This is a genomic window from Thioclava sp. ES.031 (assembly GCF_002563775.1).
In the GTDB taxonomy this organism is placed as follows: Bacteria; Pseudomonadota; Alphaproteobacteria; order Rhodobacterales; family Rhodobacteraceae; genus Thioclava.
The window spans coordinates 2,313,201-2,328,691 of record NZ_PDJO01000001.1 but is presented as its reverse complement, the minus strand read 5'-3'; the positions used below and the strand labels follow the sequence as shown (position 1 = coordinate 2,328,691).

The 15,491-nt window shown below is 65.5% G+C and carries 16 protein-coding genes and 1 riboswitch; of the genes, 12 read left to right on the top strand and 4 right to left on the bottom strand.

Features of this window, described 5'->3' with window-relative positions; translation table 11 throughout:
• The first annotated feature begins 91 nt into the window (after positions 1 to 91).
• The 7 genes from AXZ77_RS11125 (at position 92) to AXZ77_RS11095 (ending at position 8,379) form a co-directional block, all read left to right on the top strand.
• Entirely contained in the window at positions 92 to 1,138 is a 1,047-nt protein-coding gene (locus tag AXZ77_RS11125; RefSeq protein ID WP_098411204.1) for a DUF475 domain-containing protein, read from the top strand.
• A gap of 29 nt (positions 1,139 to 1,167) precedes the next feature.
• Positions 1,168 to 1,362, top strand: a riboswitch (cobalamin riboswitch).
• 136 nt (positions 1,363 to 1,498) lie between these two features.
• Positions 1,499 to 3,322 (top strand): TonB-dependent siderophore receptor, encoded by a 1,824-nt coding sequence (locus AXZ77_RS11120; protein WP_098411203.1) that lies wholly within the window; start codon positions 1,499 to 1,501, stop codon positions 3,320 to 3,322.
• Between the two features lie 88 nt (positions 3,323 to 3,410).
• The gene (locus AXZ77_RS11115) at positions 3,411 to 4,160 is read left to right on the top strand and encodes an ABC transporter substrate-binding protein (RefSeq protein ID WP_176536025.1); all 750 of its coding nucleotides are present in this window, start codon (positions 3,411 to 3,413) and stop codon (positions 4,158 to 4,160) included.
• Complete coding sequence (locus AXZ77_RS11110; RefSeq protein WP_098411201.1) at positions 4,157 to 5,140, top strand: iron ABC transporter permease; 984 nt, start codon at positions 4,157 to 4,159, stop codon at positions 5,138 to 5,140. The genes AXZ77_RS11115 and AXZ77_RS11110 overlap by 4 nt, the downstream gene beginning before the upstream one ends.
• Entirely contained in the window at positions 5,140 to 5,886 is a 747-nt protein-coding gene (locus tag AXZ77_RS11105) for an ABC transporter ATP-binding protein (RefSeq protein ID WP_078570900.1), read from the top strand. Before AXZ77_RS11110 ends, AXZ77_RS11105 begins: the two co-directional genes overlap by 1 nt.
• Positions 5,886 to 6,704, top strand: coding sequence for a cobalamin-binding protein (locus tag AXZ77_RS11100; RefSeq protein ID WP_098411200.1), 819 nt, complete (start codon positions 5,886 to 5,888; stop codon positions 6,702 to 6,704). The genes AXZ77_RS11105 and AXZ77_RS11100 overlap by 1 nt, the downstream gene beginning before the upstream one ends.
• Positions 6,705 to 6,768: 64 nt before the next feature.
• Positions 6,769 to 8,379, top strand: a complete 1,611-nt coding sequence (locus AXZ77_RS11095) for an FMN-binding glutamate synthase family protein (RefSeq protein WP_098411199.1) — start codon at positions 6,769 to 6,771, stop codon at positions 8,377 to 8,379.
• 278 nt (positions 8,380 to 8,657) lie between these two features.
• Here AXZ77_RS11095 and AXZ77_RS11090 read toward each other — a convergent pair whose 3' ends face one another.
• A complete protein-coding gene (locus AXZ77_RS11090; protein WP_255266476.1) occupies positions 8,658 to 9,548 on the bottom strand; it encodes a serine hydrolase in 891 nt (296 codons plus the stop codon).
• A 154-nt stretch (positions 9,549 to 9,702) separates the two neighbouring features.
• On the opposite strand from AXZ77_RS11090, the gene AXZ77_RS11085 reads away from it, so the two are divergent.
• The 4 genes from AXZ77_RS11085 (at position 9,703) to AXZ77_RS11070 (ending at position 12,520) form a co-directional block, all read left to right on the top strand.
• Entirely contained in the window at positions 9,703 to 10,218 is a 516-nt protein-coding gene (locus tag AXZ77_RS11085; protein WP_078540566.1) for a YeeE/YedE thiosulfate transporter family protein, read from the top strand.
• Positions 10,215 to 10,865: a DUF6691 family protein gene (locus tag AXZ77_RS11080; protein WP_078540567.1), complete on the top strand. Its 651-nt coding sequence runs from the start codon at positions 10,215 to 10,217 to the stop codon at positions 10,863 to 10,865. The genes AXZ77_RS11085 and AXZ77_RS11080 overlap by 4 nt, the downstream gene beginning before the upstream one ends.
• A gap of 41 nt (positions 10,866 to 10,906) precedes the next feature.
• Positions 10,907 to 11,659, top strand: coding sequence for a sulfur transferase domain-containing protein (locus tag AXZ77_RS11075; protein WP_083077371.1), 753 nt, complete (start codon positions 10,907 to 10,909; stop codon positions 11,657 to 11,659).
• Positions 11,660 to 11,728: 69 nt separating this feature from the next.
• On the top strand, positions 11,729 to 12,520 hold the full coding sequence (locus AXZ77_RS11070) for a hypothetical protein (RefSeq protein WP_098411197.1): 792 nt from the start codon (positions 11,729 to 11,731) through the stop codon (positions 12,518 to 12,520).
• 9 nt (positions 12,521 to 12,529) lie between these two features.
• On the opposite strand, the gene AXZ77_RS11065 is transcribed toward AXZ77_RS11070, so the two are convergent.
• Together AXZ77_RS11065 and AXZ77_RS11060 are read right to left on the bottom strand one after the other, a co-directional pair.
• Positions 12,530 to 13,114 (bottom strand): ImuA family protein, encoded by a 585-nt coding sequence (locus AXZ77_RS11065; protein ID WP_078520929.1) that lies wholly within the window; start codon positions 13,112 to 13,114, stop codon positions 12,530 to 12,532.
• 96 nt (positions 13,115 to 13,210) lie between these two features.
• Positions 13,211 to 14,029, bottom strand: a complete 819-nt coding sequence (locus AXZ77_RS11060) for an alpha/beta fold hydrolase (RefSeq protein ID WP_098411196.1) — start codon at positions 14,027 to 14,029, stop codon at positions 13,211 to 13,213.
• Positions 14,030 to 14,357: 328 nt separating this feature from the next.
• Here AXZ77_RS11060 and AXZ77_RS11055 point away from each other — a divergent pair, with 328 nt between their 5' ends.
• Positions 14,358 to 14,564: a cold-shock protein gene (locus AXZ77_RS11055; protein ID WP_075775053.1), complete on the top strand. Its 207-nt coding sequence runs from the start codon at positions 14,358 to 14,360 to the stop codon at positions 14,562 to 14,564.
• Positions 14,565 to 14,627: 63 nt separating this feature from the next.
• Here AXZ77_RS11055 and AXZ77_RS11050 read toward each other — a convergent pair whose 3' ends face one another.
• Entirely contained in the window at positions 14,628 to 15,239 is a 612-nt protein-coding gene (locus AXZ77_RS11050) for a thioredoxin family protein (protein ID WP_098411195.1), read from the bottom strand.
• Positions 15,240 to 15,491 lie beyond the last annotated feature (252 nt).

Below are 15,491 nucleotides of genomic sequence, written 5' to 3'. Positions count from 1 at the left end.
CGCCGGGTCACAGCGATCAACTCTGACGGCGCGCTCCCTTGCGAAGAGAGGGGGCGGAGCCTAAGTGAGGCCCCATGCAGCCGGAGCCAGCATGACCACCATGTATCGTTATTTTTCCTGGGCCATCGCCGTCACCGTTGCGGGGCTGGTCGGGTCATTCGCGCTGGGGTTCACCCAGACCGGCGGGCTTGGCGGCGCGGTCTCTTTCCTGATGATCACGGCGGTGCTTGCCGTGCTGGAAATCTCGCTGAGCTTCGACAACGCCATCGTCAACGCCAACAAGCTGCACCAGATGACGCCGAAATGGCAGCGTCGCTTCCTGACCTGGGGCATCCTGATCGCGGTCTTCGGGATGCGTATCCTGTTCCCGCTGCTGATCGTCGTGGTCGCAGCCGGCATCGGGCCGTGGGAAGCGGTTCAACTCGCCGCGAAACATCCGGCGGAATATGCCGAGATCATCGAGGACGCGCATCTGTCGATCGCGGGCTTCGGCGGGGCCTTCCTGATGATGGTCGCGCTCACCTATTTCATCGACGAGGGCAAGGAGGTCGACTGGATCCGCACGCTCGAATGCCGGTTGCGATCGCTCGCCTCGATCCGCGGGCTCGAGATCGGCCTCGTGCTGCTCGTCATTCTGGTCTTCACCTGGATCTTGCCGGAAGGGCGCGAGGACGATTTCATGTTCGCCTCCATTTGCGGGCTTGCGACCTTCCTGGGTGTCGAAGTCCTGAGCCACGTGCTCGACCGGACGAATATCGCCGCCGATACGGCCAAGGCGGGCCTCGGCGCGTTCCTCTATCTCGAAGTGCTCGACGCGTCTTTCAGTTTCGACGGGGTGATCGGGGCCTTCGCGCTGACCCAGAACCTGTTCCTGATCGCGATCGGTCTGGGGATCGGCGCGATGTATGTGCGCTCGATGACCCTGATGCTGGTGGAGCGCAACACGCTGAGCGAATTCCGCTATCTCGAGAACGGCGCCTTCTGGTCGATCCTGATCCTTTCCGTCGTCATGTTCGCGCAGACGCTGGTGGAAGTGCCCGAGGTAATTACCGGGCTGATCGGGGCCGGGCTGATCGGGCTGGCGCTGCTGTCCTCGATCCGGTTCAACCGGCGCAGCAGAGCCGCCGTCGAGAGTTGAAATTTTCTTGACAGACTGCGGCGCGCGCGGCACAGCAGGGGCACTTCGGTTCCGCCTTGGCGGATGAAAAGGGAACCCGGTGCGATGCGTGCATTCATTCCGGGGCTGCCCCCGCAACTGTGAGCGGCGAGTGACGGCTGACTGAGCCACTGGGGCGACCCGGGAAGGCCAGCCGAAACCAAGACCCGCGAGCCAGGAGACCTGCCGAGGCGCTCATCCTTTCTGCCTGTGCGGGGCGCGCAGCGGAGGCGGTATTCCGTCAGTGGTGACATTCTCACCGTCGGCGGAAATTCTAAATTTCCAAAGACTTACGATACGAAGTTCACGCGACCGTAGAGTCGCGATACGAGGGAATTGGATATGATCCGCACCCGTTTGACCATGGGCCTGATGCTCACCACCGCGCTGGCAGGCCCCGCGCTTGCGCAAGACAGCCAACCTTACCAACTCGATGAGATCGTGATCTATTACGGCGCGCTCGAGCCGCACTCTGCGGACAAGACCGGACAGGCGGTCACTGTGCTGTCGCGCAAGGATATGGAGCGGTCGGGCGAGACGCGCCTTGCCAATCTGATCGCGCAATCGCCGGGCGTCGGCATCCTGTCGCGCGGGCCGATGGGCGCGCAGACCGGCTTCACCATTCGCGGCGTGTCGCAGAACTACGTGAAGGTTCTGGTGGACGGCATCGACGTCTCCGATCCGTCCGCGACGCAGGTGCTTCCCGATCTGGGCCGGTTCAACACGTTCAACTACGACCGGGTCGAGATCATGCGCGGCTCGCAATCGGCGGTCTATGGCGGGCAGGCGGTCGCCGGTGTGATCAACCTCGACACGCCGCGCCCGACCGAAGATGGCGTGAGCCAAAGCGTCAAGGTTGAGCTCGGTTCCTACCAGACCGCGAATGCGGCCTATAACTTCGGCTGGAAGAAGGGCGATGACGAGCTCGCGATCCAGCTGTCGAAAGTCTACACCGCTGGCTTCTCGGCGGCCGACAAGAAGAACGGCAATACCGAGAAAGACGGCTACCGCGCCGACCGCGTCAGCCTGCGCGCGCAGAAGCGCATCTCCGACAACCTGCTGATCGGCTTCAACGGCTTCGCGCAGAACGACCGGGGCGAGTTCGATAACGGCTTCAGCTCGCCGCCCACGGACAGCAACGAATACACGATCCACAAGGAGCGGGGCGGGCGTCTCTTCGCAGAATTCACGACCGGTCCGCTCGATCACGAGCTCGGCCTGACCTATTACACGACCTCGCGCTGGTATCCGGTCTATGACTATGGCTACGAGGGCAAGCGCCGCAAACTCGACTGGAAAGCCTCGACCGATTTGGGGCCGGGGCGGCTGACCTTCGGGGCGGATCGCACGCTGGAAACCTATACCGGCACCTATGTCACGGGCGATGTCCTGACCGCGGATACGGGCGTCTTCGGCGAATATGCCTTCTCGCCGATGGACGGCGTGAACGTGATCGCCTCGGCGCGCCACGACGATCACTCGGATTTCGGCGGCAACACCACGGGCCGTCTCGGCGTCACCTGGCAGGCCAATGCCGCGACCCTCGTCCGCGCCTCGGTGGGCAACGGGTTCCGCGCGCCGTCGGGCTACGAGCTTTATGACGGCTATGCGGGCAATCCCGATCTCAAGCCCGAGAAATCGCTGAGCTACGATCTGGGCGTCGAGCGTGATTTCGGTGCGCATAAGCTGACCGCGACGCTGTTCCATATCGAGGTGAAGGACCTGATCGACTACAGCAACACGACCTTCAGCTATTACCAGACCTCGGGCACCGCCAAGCGGCAGGGTCTGGAACTGGGTCTGAAGGGGCCGATCTCCAACAAGGTCAACTACAGCCTCGGCTATACCTATCTGGACTCGAAGAACCCCGACGGGCTCTCTGCCGGCTCGACGTGGAACTCGGCCTTCGGGCGCCATACCCTGACCGCCGGGATCGACGCGCAGGTGACTGACAAGCTGACGCTCGCCGCCGATATGCGCGTGGTCACCGATCGTCAGAGCCAGCCCGATTACGGCTTGCTGAACGCGCAGATGACCTACGATCTGGGCAATGACAAAGAGGCCTATCTGCGCATCGAGAACCTGACCGACACCGATTACCAGCTGTGGCCGGGCTACGGCACCTCGGGTCGCGCCGCCTATGTGGGGCTGCGTGCGCGGTTCTGATCTGAAAGGGGCGGTTTGCGCCGCCCTTTTCGCCGCTCTGGCGGCGACCTCCTCCGCATGGGCGGAGGAGCCTGCGCGGGTCGTGTCCATGAACCTCTGCACGGATCAGTTGGCGCTGGCGCTGGCCGATCCGTCGCAGATCGTCTCGGTCAGTCATTTCGCGACCGATCCGTCGATGTCTGTGCATTGGAAACAGGCTGAAGAACTGCCCGTAAACTACGGTCGTGCCGAGGAAATTTCGATTCTGTTTCCCGATCTCGTTCTGGCCGATACATGGTCGAACCCGGACACGATCCGCATGTTGCGCACGCTCGGAATCCGGGTCGAGCAACTGCCGCCCGGCACCTCGCTGCCCGAGATCCGCGGCCGGATCGAGACGATGGGCAAGCTGCTCGGCCATCCCGATCGCGCGGCGAAGATGCTCGCGGATTTCGATGCGCGGCTGGCGGCGATCCAGACACCCGCGCCGGGGCTGAAAGCTGCGATCATCGGGCCCTCGGGCTATGGCTACGGGCCGCGGACCCTTGAAGGGCAAATTCTTGAAATGGCAGGGTTTGAGAATGTCGTCAGCGGGCCGGGGCTCGACTGGGGCGGGCGGTTGCCGCTGGAAGATCTGGTGATGGATCGCCCCGATCTGGTCGTCGTCGGCGGCTCGCAAGGCGGCACCGGCACGAGCCGCGCGCAAGAGGTGCTGGCGCATCCGGTGCTGCGCGATCTTCCGGTCGTGCGGGGCCTGCGCGATGCAAGCTGGACCTGCGGCGCGCCCGCGATGCTGGGCGCGGTGGAGACGCTGGCGACGCTCGGGCGTAAAATCGAGAAAGAGAAGCTGACGCAATGAGTTACCGTGCGATCCTCATCCTTCTCTCCATCCTTTGTGCGGTGCTGTTCGCAGCCTCGCTGCTGATCGGGCCGTCGGGCATTTCGCCGCTTCACGGCCTCTCCGCGCTGATCTCGGGCGATGGCGCGGCAGGGCTGGTGATGCGCGAGTTGCGCCTGCCGCGCGCGATCCTCGGGATCGGCGTCGGCGCGGCGCTGGGGCTGTCGGGCGCCGCGATGCAGGGCTTCCTGCGCAATCCGCTGGCCGAACCGGGGCTGATTGGCACCTCCGCGGGGGCGGCGCTTGGCGCGGTGATCGCGATCCAGACCGGGCTTTACGCGCTCTTCGCTCTGGCCCTGCCGCTGGCCGCATTGGCAGGCGCGGGCGTGGCCGTCGCGCTGATCCTGATCCTCGCCGGGCGCGAGGGCCGAGCGCTGGTGCTGATCCTTGCGGGCATCGCCGTCTCCGCGCTGGCGGCGGCGGCGACCGCGCTGGTGCTGAACCTCGCGCCCTCGCCCTATGCCGCGGCCGAGATCGTGTTCTGGATGATGGGCTCGCTCGCCGATCGCTCGATGACCCATGTCGCGCTGGCGCTGCCGTTCCTGATCGTCGGCGCGCTGATCCTGCTGCGCGCGGGCGCGGGGCTGGATGCGCTGAGCCTTGGCGAAGATGCTGCAGCTTCGATGGGTATCTCCTTGAAAAGTCTGCGTCTTCAGATCGTCTTCGGCACGGCGCTGATGGTCGGTGCGGCCACGGCTGTCGCGGGGGCGATCGGCTTCGTCGGCCTCGTCGTGCCGCATCTGTTGCGCAAATCCGTGGGCGCGCGGCCCTCGCGGCTGCTTCCGGCTTCGGCGCTTGGCGGGGCGGCGATGCTGACGCTGGCAGACATCGCGACGCGGGTGATCGCACCCGAGCGCGACCTGAAACTGGGTGTGCTGACCGCGCTGGTCGGCGCGCCGTTCTTCCTGTCGATGATCCGCAAAATGGGGCGCGAGGGCTGATGCTGGAGCTGGAAAACCTCACCGTTCTGCGTGGCGAATGTCCGGTGGTCGATCGCGTCTCGGCGCAGGTCGGGCCGGGCGAGGTGATCGGGCTGATCGGGCCCAATGGCGCGGGCAAGACCTCGCTGCTGCGGGGCGCGATGGGGCTCTTGTCGCATCGCGGGGACAGCTCGCTCTCCGCACTCGACCCGATGGCGCGGGCGCGGGCGGCGGCGTGGCTGCCGCAGGCGCGCGAGATTGCCTGGGGGCTGTCGGTCGCCGATCTGGTGGCGCTGGGGCGGCTGCCGCATGGCCGCGATCAGGCGACGCGCGGGGCGGCCGCAGTGGAGGAGGCGCTGCGCCGGATGGGGCTCGACAACTACCGCGACCGTGCCGCCACGCAGCTCTCGGGCGGCGAGCAGGCGCGGGTGCTGATCGCACGGGCGCTCGCGCAGGAAAGCCCGCTGATCCTCGCCGACGAGCCGATCGCAGGGCTCGATCCGGCGGCGCAGATCGCGACGATGCAGGTCTTCACAGCCCATGCGCAGGCGGGCGGCGCGGTGGTCACCTCGCTGCATGATCTGGGGCTGGCCGCGCGCCATTGCACCCGGCTCTGGGTGATGGATCGCGGGCGGCTGGTCGCGGACGGTGCGCCCGGCGAGGTGCTGACCGAGACGCTTCTGGCCGAGGTCTTCCACATCCGTGCGCACTTCAAGATCACGCCGGAAGGCCCCGTTTTTCAACCACTTTCCACCTTGGGGGTCTGATGGCATTTCCGGCCGAGCGCATCGTCTGCCTGACCGAGGAAACGGTCGAGACGCTCTACCTACTGGGCGAAGACGCGCGCATCGTCGGCGTGTCGGGCTACGCGGTGCGGCCAAAACGGGTGCGTCAGGAAAAGCCGCGCGTCTCGGCCTTCATCTCCGCCGATCTGCCGAAGATCCTCGCGCTGAAGCCGGACCTCGTTCTGACCTTCTCGGACCTTCAGGCCGATATCGTCGCGGGGCTGGTGCGCGAGGGCGTCGCCGTGCATGCGTTCAACCAGCGCTCGGTCGCGGGTATCCTCGACATGATCTGCACGGTGGGCGCGCTGGTGGGTTGCACCGAGCGCGCGGAACTGCTGGCTGCGGGTTACGAGACGCGTCTGGCGGAGATCGCCGCGAAGCCGCGCCCCAACCGTCCGCGCGTCTGGTTCGAGGAATGGGACGAACCGCTGATCTCTGCCGTGGGCTGGGTGTCGGAGCTGATCGAGATCGCGGGCGGGCGCGACGTCTTCGCCGATCTGGCGAGAGAGGGCAAAGCCAAGCATCGCATCGTCACTCCCGAACAAGTGATCAACGCCGCGCCCGAGGTCATCGTGGGGTCATGGTGCGGCAAGAAATTCCGCCCCGAGAAAGTTTCCGCAAGGCAAGGCTGGCAGGATGTTCCGGCTGTTGCGCGAAACCGGCTGCACGAGGTCAAATCGACCCTGATCCTCCAACCCGGGCCTGCAGCGCTAACGGACGGGCTCGACGCGCTGGAGGCCGCGATCTGGTGCGATCCGGGCCCGATCCGGGGTTGCGGGCGTAATTGTTCTTCGACATAGAACCCGCGCGCGCTAGAGTGGGCGTGCATAAGAACACACGATAAAAAACCCCGCGGGAGGGGGCATGTTCACGCGTTTTATTCGGTTTTCTCCGCTCGTCCTGTCAGCGCTGCTGACCCTCGGCGCGCTTTCCGGCTTGATCCTCACGGATTGGTTTCTGGTCGCCGCGATCCTCTTCGGTTTCCTGACGCTGGTCGGGATCCACGATCTGATCCAGACCAAACACGCGATCACCCGGAACTATCCGATCCTCGGCCATCTGCGGTTCTTCTTCGAGGAAATCCGCCCCGAGATCCGCCAATATCTGATCGAGGGGGACGACGAAGACATTCCGTTCTCCCGCGCCACCCGCACGATCGTCTATCAGCGCGCCAAGGATATCGAGGACGCCAAGCCCTTCGGCACCCGTATCCGCGTCTCGGAATCGGGCTATCAGTGGATCACCCATTCGGTGAAGCCGCGCCATATCGAGGATAGCGATTTCCGCGTCGAGATCGGCGGGGAGGCGTGCAAGCAGCCCTACAAGGCGTCGATCTACAATATCTCGGCAATGTCCTTCGGGGCGCTGTCGGCCAATGCGATCACGGCGCTCAACAAGGGCGCGAAGATGGGCGGGTTCGCGCATGACACGGGCGAGGGCGGGATTTCGCGCTATCACCGTGAGGGCGGCGATCTGATCTACGAGGTCGGCTCGGGCTATTTCGGCTGCCGCAACCATGATGGCAGCTTCAACCCCGAGAAATTCGCCAAGCGCGCGCAGGACCCTCAGGTCAAGATGATCGAGCTGAAGCTGAGCCAGGGCGCGAAACCGGGCCATGGCGGCATGCTGCCTGCGGCCAAGATCACCCCCGAGATCGCCGAGGCACGCGACATTCCGATGGATCGCGACTGCATCTCGCCCGCCTCGCATTCGGCCTTCTCGACCCCGCTGGAGATGATGGAATTCATCGGCCAGCTGCGCGAGCTGTCGGGCGGCAAGCCGGTGGGCTTCAAGCTCTGCGTCGGTCACCGCCGCGAGTTCATGTGCATCGTCAAGGCGATGCTGGAGACCGGCATCACCCCCGATTTCATCGTGGTCGACGGCAAGGAAGGCGGCACCGGGGCCGCGCCTCTGGAATTCGCCAACCACATGGGCTTCCCGCTCGTGGAAGGCTTGAGCTTCGTGCACAACACGCTGCGCGGGGCGGGCTTGCGCGATCAGGTGAAGATCGGGGCCTCGGGCAAGGTCGTCACTGCCTTCCATATCGCCAAGGTTCTGGCGATCGGGGCGGATTGGGCGAACTCGGCGCGCGGCTTCATGTTCTCGATCGGCTGCATTCAGGCGCAGTCGTGCCACACGAATAAATGCCCGACCGGGGTGACGACGCAGGACCCGATCCGTCAGCGCGCGCTGGTGGTGCCCGAAAAATCGCAGCGCGTGGCCAATTTCCACCGCAACACGATGAAGGCGCTGGCCGAGATGACGGGGGCCGCGGGTCTCACCCATCCGGGGCAGTTCCTGCCGCATCACCTGCTGGTGCGCGACCGCGAGCGCGATTTCAAAGTGGGCGACGAGATCTATCACTACATGCCCGAAGGGTTCCTCCTGCGCGAGGATGACGACCGCTTCGGCTATCTCAAGCGCTGGAAGCGCGCCCGCGCCGAGGCGTTCGAGCCCTTCGACAGCGGCGTGTGAGAACGGATTTCACGGTATCTTGGGAAAGGCGGCGACGGAGGTTGCCGCCTTTCTTTTTGGCGGCGTCTCTTGCTTGCGATGAGGGGAGCGCCCGAGGTCTCGGAACGCGTCTGAAACCGTGCCTTCGCCCGGGCGGCCAGCCCGGGCCGCGCCCGACCCTCCCCCCGGGAGGGCGCATCTGCACCGGAGCCGCGGGAACGCAGGTTAGGGAGAGGTGGAGCGATAAACCGAAATCCACCTAGGGAGCGCATGCGCCCACCCAGGGTCGGGCGCAGCCCTCACCGCCCCGCTACGAGCTTGAAGACGGCCTGTTCGGCCGGGCCCTCGAAGGGGCCATGCGTGAAGGCGGCGGCGATGCGGCCTGTCTCGGGGCAATGATAGACGGCGTTGGAGCTGAACGGCCCCGCGCCGGAATGGCCGAAGACGCGCAAATCGCTCCAGTCGCCGCACATCAGCCCAAGCCCGTATCCATGCCGCGTCCAGGGGCGGTCGGGCAGCGCGCCGCCCAATTCGCGGCAGGCGGTCATGCGGGCGAATGCGGCTTCTGGCAGCAGCCCGCCCAGCCCGTGCAACAGCCGCGCGGCATCGCCCGCCGTGCCGATCAGCGTGCGGTGATAGACCCAGCCGGGGTGATAATCGCGCGCCTCGGGCCAGTGAAGCGGGGCGAAATCGGCGGGCGTTTGGGCGAGCCGGACACTCTCCAGCCCCAGCGGCCCCGCGATCCGCTCTTGCACCAGTTCCGCGAGGCCCATCGCCGCCGCGCCTTCGATCACCTCGCGGGCGAGCATGTAGCCGAGGTTGGAATAGCTCCACCCTTCGCCCGGTGGGGGAGCCGCACGCTGTGCCAGCACCCGCGTCACTAGCAGATCGCGCGGCCAGGGCGTCCGACCCGCCGCGACATCCGCGTGATAGGCGGGCAGGGAGCCGTAATCGGGCAGGCCCGCGCTGTGATCGAGCAGATGGGCGAGTGTGCAGCCTTCGGGCAGCTCCGGCAGATCGAGCGGCGCGTCCAATTCGAGCCGCCCCTCGGCCTCGAGGATCAGCGCGAGCGCCGCGATGACCGGCTTGGTGAAGCTCCAATAGGGAAAGAGTGGCGCGCCTTCCTGCGCCGTTTGGCAGCGAGTGTCGCGGTCAATCGTCGCGGTGAAGACGGTGGCGGGTTGGGGCAAGGCTTTGTCTTTACGTAATTTTTCTGGTGGATCGGGCAGGGCGCTTCCCGAGTTTATGTCATTTGCCGCATCGCGGCGCTGAAAAAAGTTGAAACGGCTTTGGCGATTTGTATCATCACCTATGAATATGATCATGGGAGGAAGGGAGGCTTTCATGAGAGACGCACCCAAAGCATTTTGGTCACCGCTCGCCGCCGGCACCGCGCTCGGCCTGGCTCTGCTGTTGACCTTCGTCGTGACCGGGCATGGGCTCGGCGCATCCGGCTTCGTGACCCGCTTCGCGGCACAGGCCAATGACTGGGTCGCCCCGCAGGCGACCGCAGACAATTCCTATTTCGGTCCCTTCATGGCGGCGGGTAGCCCGCTTCTGAGCTGGATCACCTGGGAAGTGGTCGGTGTCCTGATCGGGGCGTGGCTCGGCGCGAAAGGCGCGGGCCGGATTTCGGTCAAGGTAGAGCGCGGCCCGCGCACCACGAGCGGCAATCGCCTCGTTTATGCGCTGCTGGGCGGCGCGCTGGTGGGCTTCGGCGCGCGTCTGGCGCGCGGCTGCACCTCGGGTCTGGGCCTGTCGGGTAGTGCTACGCTCGCCGTGGCGGGCTTCGTCTTCCTGATCGGCTTCTTCGCGGCGGGCTTCGCCGTCTCGATGATGATGCGGAGGATCTGGCAATGAGCATCCCTCTTTACGATAGCGGCATAGCCTCGGGCCTCCTGTCGGGCATTCTCTTCGGCTACGCGCTGGAGGCGGCGGGCTTCGGCTCTCCGCGCAAGCTGACGGGGCAGTTCACCCTGCGCGACTTCTCGGTCTTCAAGGTGATGTTCACCGCCGTGATCGTCTGCGCCGTGGGGCTTTACGTGCTGCGGACGATGGGCTGGATGGGCCCGGCTGCGGTCTTCATCCCCACGCTCTTCTTCTGGGCGATCCTGCTGGGCGGTGTCTTCATCGGCGCGGGCTTTGCTGTGGGCGGCTATTGCCCGGGCACGTCGGTGGTCGGCGTGGCCTCGGGCCGGATCGACGCGGTGGTCTTCGCGATCGGCATGGTGCTCGGCACCTCGGTCTTCGCGTGGGTCTTCGACCCGATCAAGGATTTCTACCTCGCAGGTCAGGGGCCGACGGCACAGACCCTGCCGCAGCTCTTCGGGCTGCCGGAATGGGTGATCCTGCTGGCGCTGATCATCATCGCCGCCGTGGGCTTCCGCCTCGGCACGATCCTCGAGCGGTCGCGCGGCGGTCCGTTCACCGCCGAAGAGGTCTGCGCCCCGGATGACGAGGCCGACGAGTTCGCCCTGACGTCCGCATCGGCAGATGCGCGCGGGTAACGGTTTGTAATACGGACGAAATTCTAGGGAGGAAAAAGTCCATGAAACTGCATAAGAAACGCAAGAGCCTGCTGCGCGCCGCAATGGTGCCGGTGACTGCGGTCGCGATGAGCGCCGCCGTTCCCGCCACTTCCAGCGCGCAGGCGACCAACCCCTGCGCTCCGGCTGTGACGAACCCCTGTGCGCCGGCCAACCCCTGCGCTCCGGCGGCCGCCAACCCTTGCGCACCGGCTGCGGCGAACCCCTGCGCGCCCTCGGCGGCCAAGGCTGCGGATGCGGGCAGCGACGCGGCACCGATGGCCAGCGGGCCCTATGACACCACCGTCAAGGCCACCCAGGCGCCCTATGGCGACAAGATGCCCCCGATCGTCGACAACTACCTGCGCGCGACGCCCTATGTCGGCACCGGTGGCTTCATCGACCCGACGGGCATTCCGATGCTCAAGATGCTCGGCTTCAAGACCGTCGTGAGCCTGCTCAAGCCGGACGAAGGTGCGCCGAACGAGGGCGATCTCGTGCAGAAGGCCGGGATGAATTACATCCAGATCTCCGTGCCGACCAAGGCGCCGACCGAGGCGCAGGTCGCCGAATTCGCGAAGATCGTCGAAGACCCGGCGAACTACCCGATCCTGCTGCATTGCGAGAGCTCGAACCGGGTGGGCGCGATGTGGGCGCTCTACCGCGCGTCGAAAGGCGTGCCGAACGAGATCGCCATCGAGGAAGGCCGTCAGGTCGGTCTGAAGACCTCGCGCGAACCGGCTGTGCGTGAAATGCTCGGCATGGAGCCGCTCTGAGCGCAGATGTCGCGATGACAAGGACGGGGTCAGCGCCTAGGCTGGCCCCGTTCGCATGAGGAGAGACCGATGACCCGACCCGAAACGCCCTCCGAGATGTCACCCGACAGCGCCAACCCGGCGACGCCCGCGCCCACGCTGCGCATCGCCAATCCCGGGATCGAGGGGCTGCCGCGTGCGCGCCTCGAAGAGATGCATGACGCGGCCGAGACCGTGCTCGAATGCGAGACGGTGCTGGCGAAATCGGGGATGAGCGTCGTCTCGGAAGTGCTGCGCGGGCAGGGGGATTTCCTTGTTTGGTCGCGCTATCCGCAGGGCGATGTCTTCGATACCGAGACGCATTGCCACTATTTCTACCACGCCCATGACGCGCGCGAGATGGCCGAGGGGGAGAACGGGCATTTCCACCTGTTCATGCGCCCCGAAGGGATCATTCCGGGGCTGGAGCCGTGGGACCTGCCCGGTGCGAAGATCCCCGAGGATACGGCTGCGCGCTTCGTCCATATCGGCGCGATCAGCGTGGATGCGAAGGGCCGGGCGATCCGCATTTTTACCACCAATCGCTGGGTCACGGATGAATGCCTCTACCGCGCCGAGGACATGATCCGGCTGCTCGATCATTTCGCGATCGAACTGGCGCATCCGAACTGGGCGGTGAACCTGTGGCTGAGCGGAATGGTCACGCTCTACCGTCCGCAATTCGCGGCCCTTCTGCGCGCGCGGGATGCGCAGATCGAGGCGTGGCTGGCGGATCATCCGGGCAGCGAGGTGCTTGAGGATCGCGGCTTGCAGAATATCAGCCAGTGGCCCGTCGATCCCGTCGCTCAGATCGGCGCGATCGAGGATAAGCTCGACCTCTGAGCCGCGGGTCTACACCGGCACGCTCGAGGGTGCGCAGTCATTGACCGAGAGGATCTCGGGCGCGCGGGTCTTCGCGTTCCACTCCACCTCCCAGGCGCGGCAGGGGCCGGATTTGTTCTTCAGCTGCCGCCAGCGCAGCCGGGGCGAGTCCACCCCCTCGCGCAGCAGCTTGTCGTAGACGGGCATCGCGTGCCAGCGCGTCTCCGCCGCGTTCGAGCCGCCATCGGGCAGGATCAGGCACAGCCCCGTCGCGCGGCCCTCCTTGGCGGCCAGTTGCAGCCGCCGCCCGGCCGTCAGCCCGATCTCGCGCGGCAATTCCCCGATCACCAGCGGCACCGAGCCGTCGCGCAGCGCCTCTTCCATCACCGCGAGCGTGTCGGTCTGATCCTTGCCGCGCGCCAGCAGAAGCCGCGCCGGGTCGAAGAAGCTCACCAGCCCGCGCGGATTGAGTCCCTCGCGGCGATGGCGTTCGTTCACCCAGAGGATCGGCCCCGTGGTGCTGGCGCAGACCGCACAGGCGAAGCTTGTGGCGCCGATGCCGCAGACCTCATGGGTGCGGCCTTCGCGCAGGGGGAACGGGTGGGGCGTGGTCATCGGTTCGGCAGCGGGTCAGGTGGAAACAAAGCATGAACATAGTAGGCAAGAGAAATCCGGCCCGCAAGGGATCGCAGGCCGGGAAAGCGGGTGGCGTTACTTCAGGAACTCGAGCAGCGCGATGTTGAACTCATCCGAATGGGTCACGTTGCAGCCATGTGGCGCGCCCTTGATGATGAAGAGCTGGCTGTCGGGGATCGCCTTGTAGGTCAGCGCGCCGGAGCCTTCGAGCGGCACGATCGCGTCGCTGTCGCCGTGGATCACCAGAACGGGCACGCGCACCGCCTCCAGATCCTCGCGAAAATCGGTGGTGCCGAACGCCTCCATGCAGCCAAGCGCTGCGCTCTGGTCGGACTGGTGGCACAGAGTCACCGCCTGTTCGCAGTCCTCGGCAGAGGCCTTGAGATCGCCATCGACGCTATAGAAACTCTCGACGAATTGCGGGAAGAACGCATCGCGCCCGTCGCGCAGCCCCTGTTCCATCTCGGCTGCGGCCTCCTTGGTCAGTGGGCCGTCGGGATTGTTCTCGCTCTGCATCAGGCAGGGCGTCACGGCGGAGGCGAAGACGGCGGCGCGCAGCCGGTCCTCGCCGTGGTTGCGGATGTAGCGCGCGACCTCGCCGCCGCCCATCGAGAAGCCCACAAGCGTCACGTCATGCAGATCCATCGCGGTGAGGATCGCATCGAGATCGGCGGCGAGCGTGTCGTAATCGAAGCCTTCGGTGGGTTTTTCGGCGAGACCGAAGCCGCGACGATCATAGGTGATGACGCGGTGACCGGCAGCGATCAGGGCGGGGACTTGCTTTTCCCACGCCTTGCCCGAGAGCGGCCAGCCGTGGATCAGGACCACGGGCCGACCCGAGCCGCCATGGTCGATTGCGTTGAGCTGGCCGGGGCCGAGCGGGGCTGCTGTCATGAGGGTCCTCCTGCGTCTTCAGTGGTCGAAGATCTCGCCTGTTCATTGGAGGTAACGCGGGCGAGGCGGGCAAAGGTCCGAAATCTCGTATATTTTTTGCATGTTTTCACAGCCCGGCGGGAGGGCGCCGAATTGCGTCGATCGCGGCGCCGTGCAACCCCCTCAGATGCTTTGATCATTGCAATTAGGGCCCGTTCGCCTTATGTCTTCTCTCGCTACGTTTGATTCCCAGATGCACTGTCTCCTTACGGCTTCAGTTTGCTTTCAAGAACTGACTACGCCGAGCTGACGCATTTCGCAGGCAGCATAATTTAATAGGAGACTCACGATGGCCGAAGGCACCGTGAAATGGTTCAATAGCACCAAGGGTTATGGCTTCATCGCACCGAACGATGGCGGCAAAGACATCTTCCTTCACATCTCCGCCGTTGAGCGCGCTGGCATCCAGCGTCTCGATGACGGTCAGAAAGTGACCTACGATCTGGAAACCGGCCGTGACGGCCGCCAGTCGGCAGGTAACCTCGCGCTCGCGTAAGCTGAGCCCGTGTGACGGTTTGAGACGGCCCGTGCAATCGCGCGGGCCGTTTTCATTTGGGCCTTACCAGACGTCCGGGTCGATGCCCTTCGCGCTGAGTTCCGAGAACTTGTCCTGCAAGAAGCGCTGGAATGGCTGATCGGCATAAGCGCCGCTGGCCACGTATTCGAGCCCTGACAGATGGTGGAAGGGCTTGAAATAGCCCGGCATTCTGAAGGCTTCGGCCTCGCGCACGGATTGCGCCCCTGCGCTCGCGGCCGGGATCAGCACCTGCGTCGGCGTGAAGTTCACCGCCCATTTCTGCGCCAGCGCGCGTTCCTCCAGCGCCTCGCCGTCGAAATCGGTGACCTCGCGCGCACCCCAGAGATCGAGCTGCACGACCATGTAGCTCTTCTCGATCAGCCCGGTGATTTCGGGCTTGGCGAAATTCACCAGATGCATCTCGCGGCAATAGGGGCAGCCGCGCTGCTCGAAGAGCACCAGAAGCCCCTTGCCCTGATCGGCGGCCTCCTGAAGATCCTCTCCCAGATCGAGAAAGCCTTCGTGGAAGAAGGGCTGCTGATAGAGCCCGCCATCGCCCATCACCGCCTCGGCCTGCACGGGCCGCACGCCTCCCAACGCACCTCCCACTGTCATCGCCCCGACTGTCAGGGCCAACATCTCGCGTCTGTTCATCGCGTCGTCCTCCCTTGTGAGAGGCCGAGTATAGCACAGGCCGGGCGAATGGCGGGAATCGCGCGCTGAGGGCCGCGCCCGACCTCGGGTGGGCGCTCGCGAGATGTGGGCGAGGGAACTTTATTTCTCCATCGCCCCGACGGCCTAGTCTCAGTGGTGCAGTGCAGTCGCGCCCTCCCGGGGGGAGGTCGGGCGCGGCCCGGGCTGGCCGCCCGGGCGGCTCGCAATCGGCTGACCCGCAACGAAAAAGGC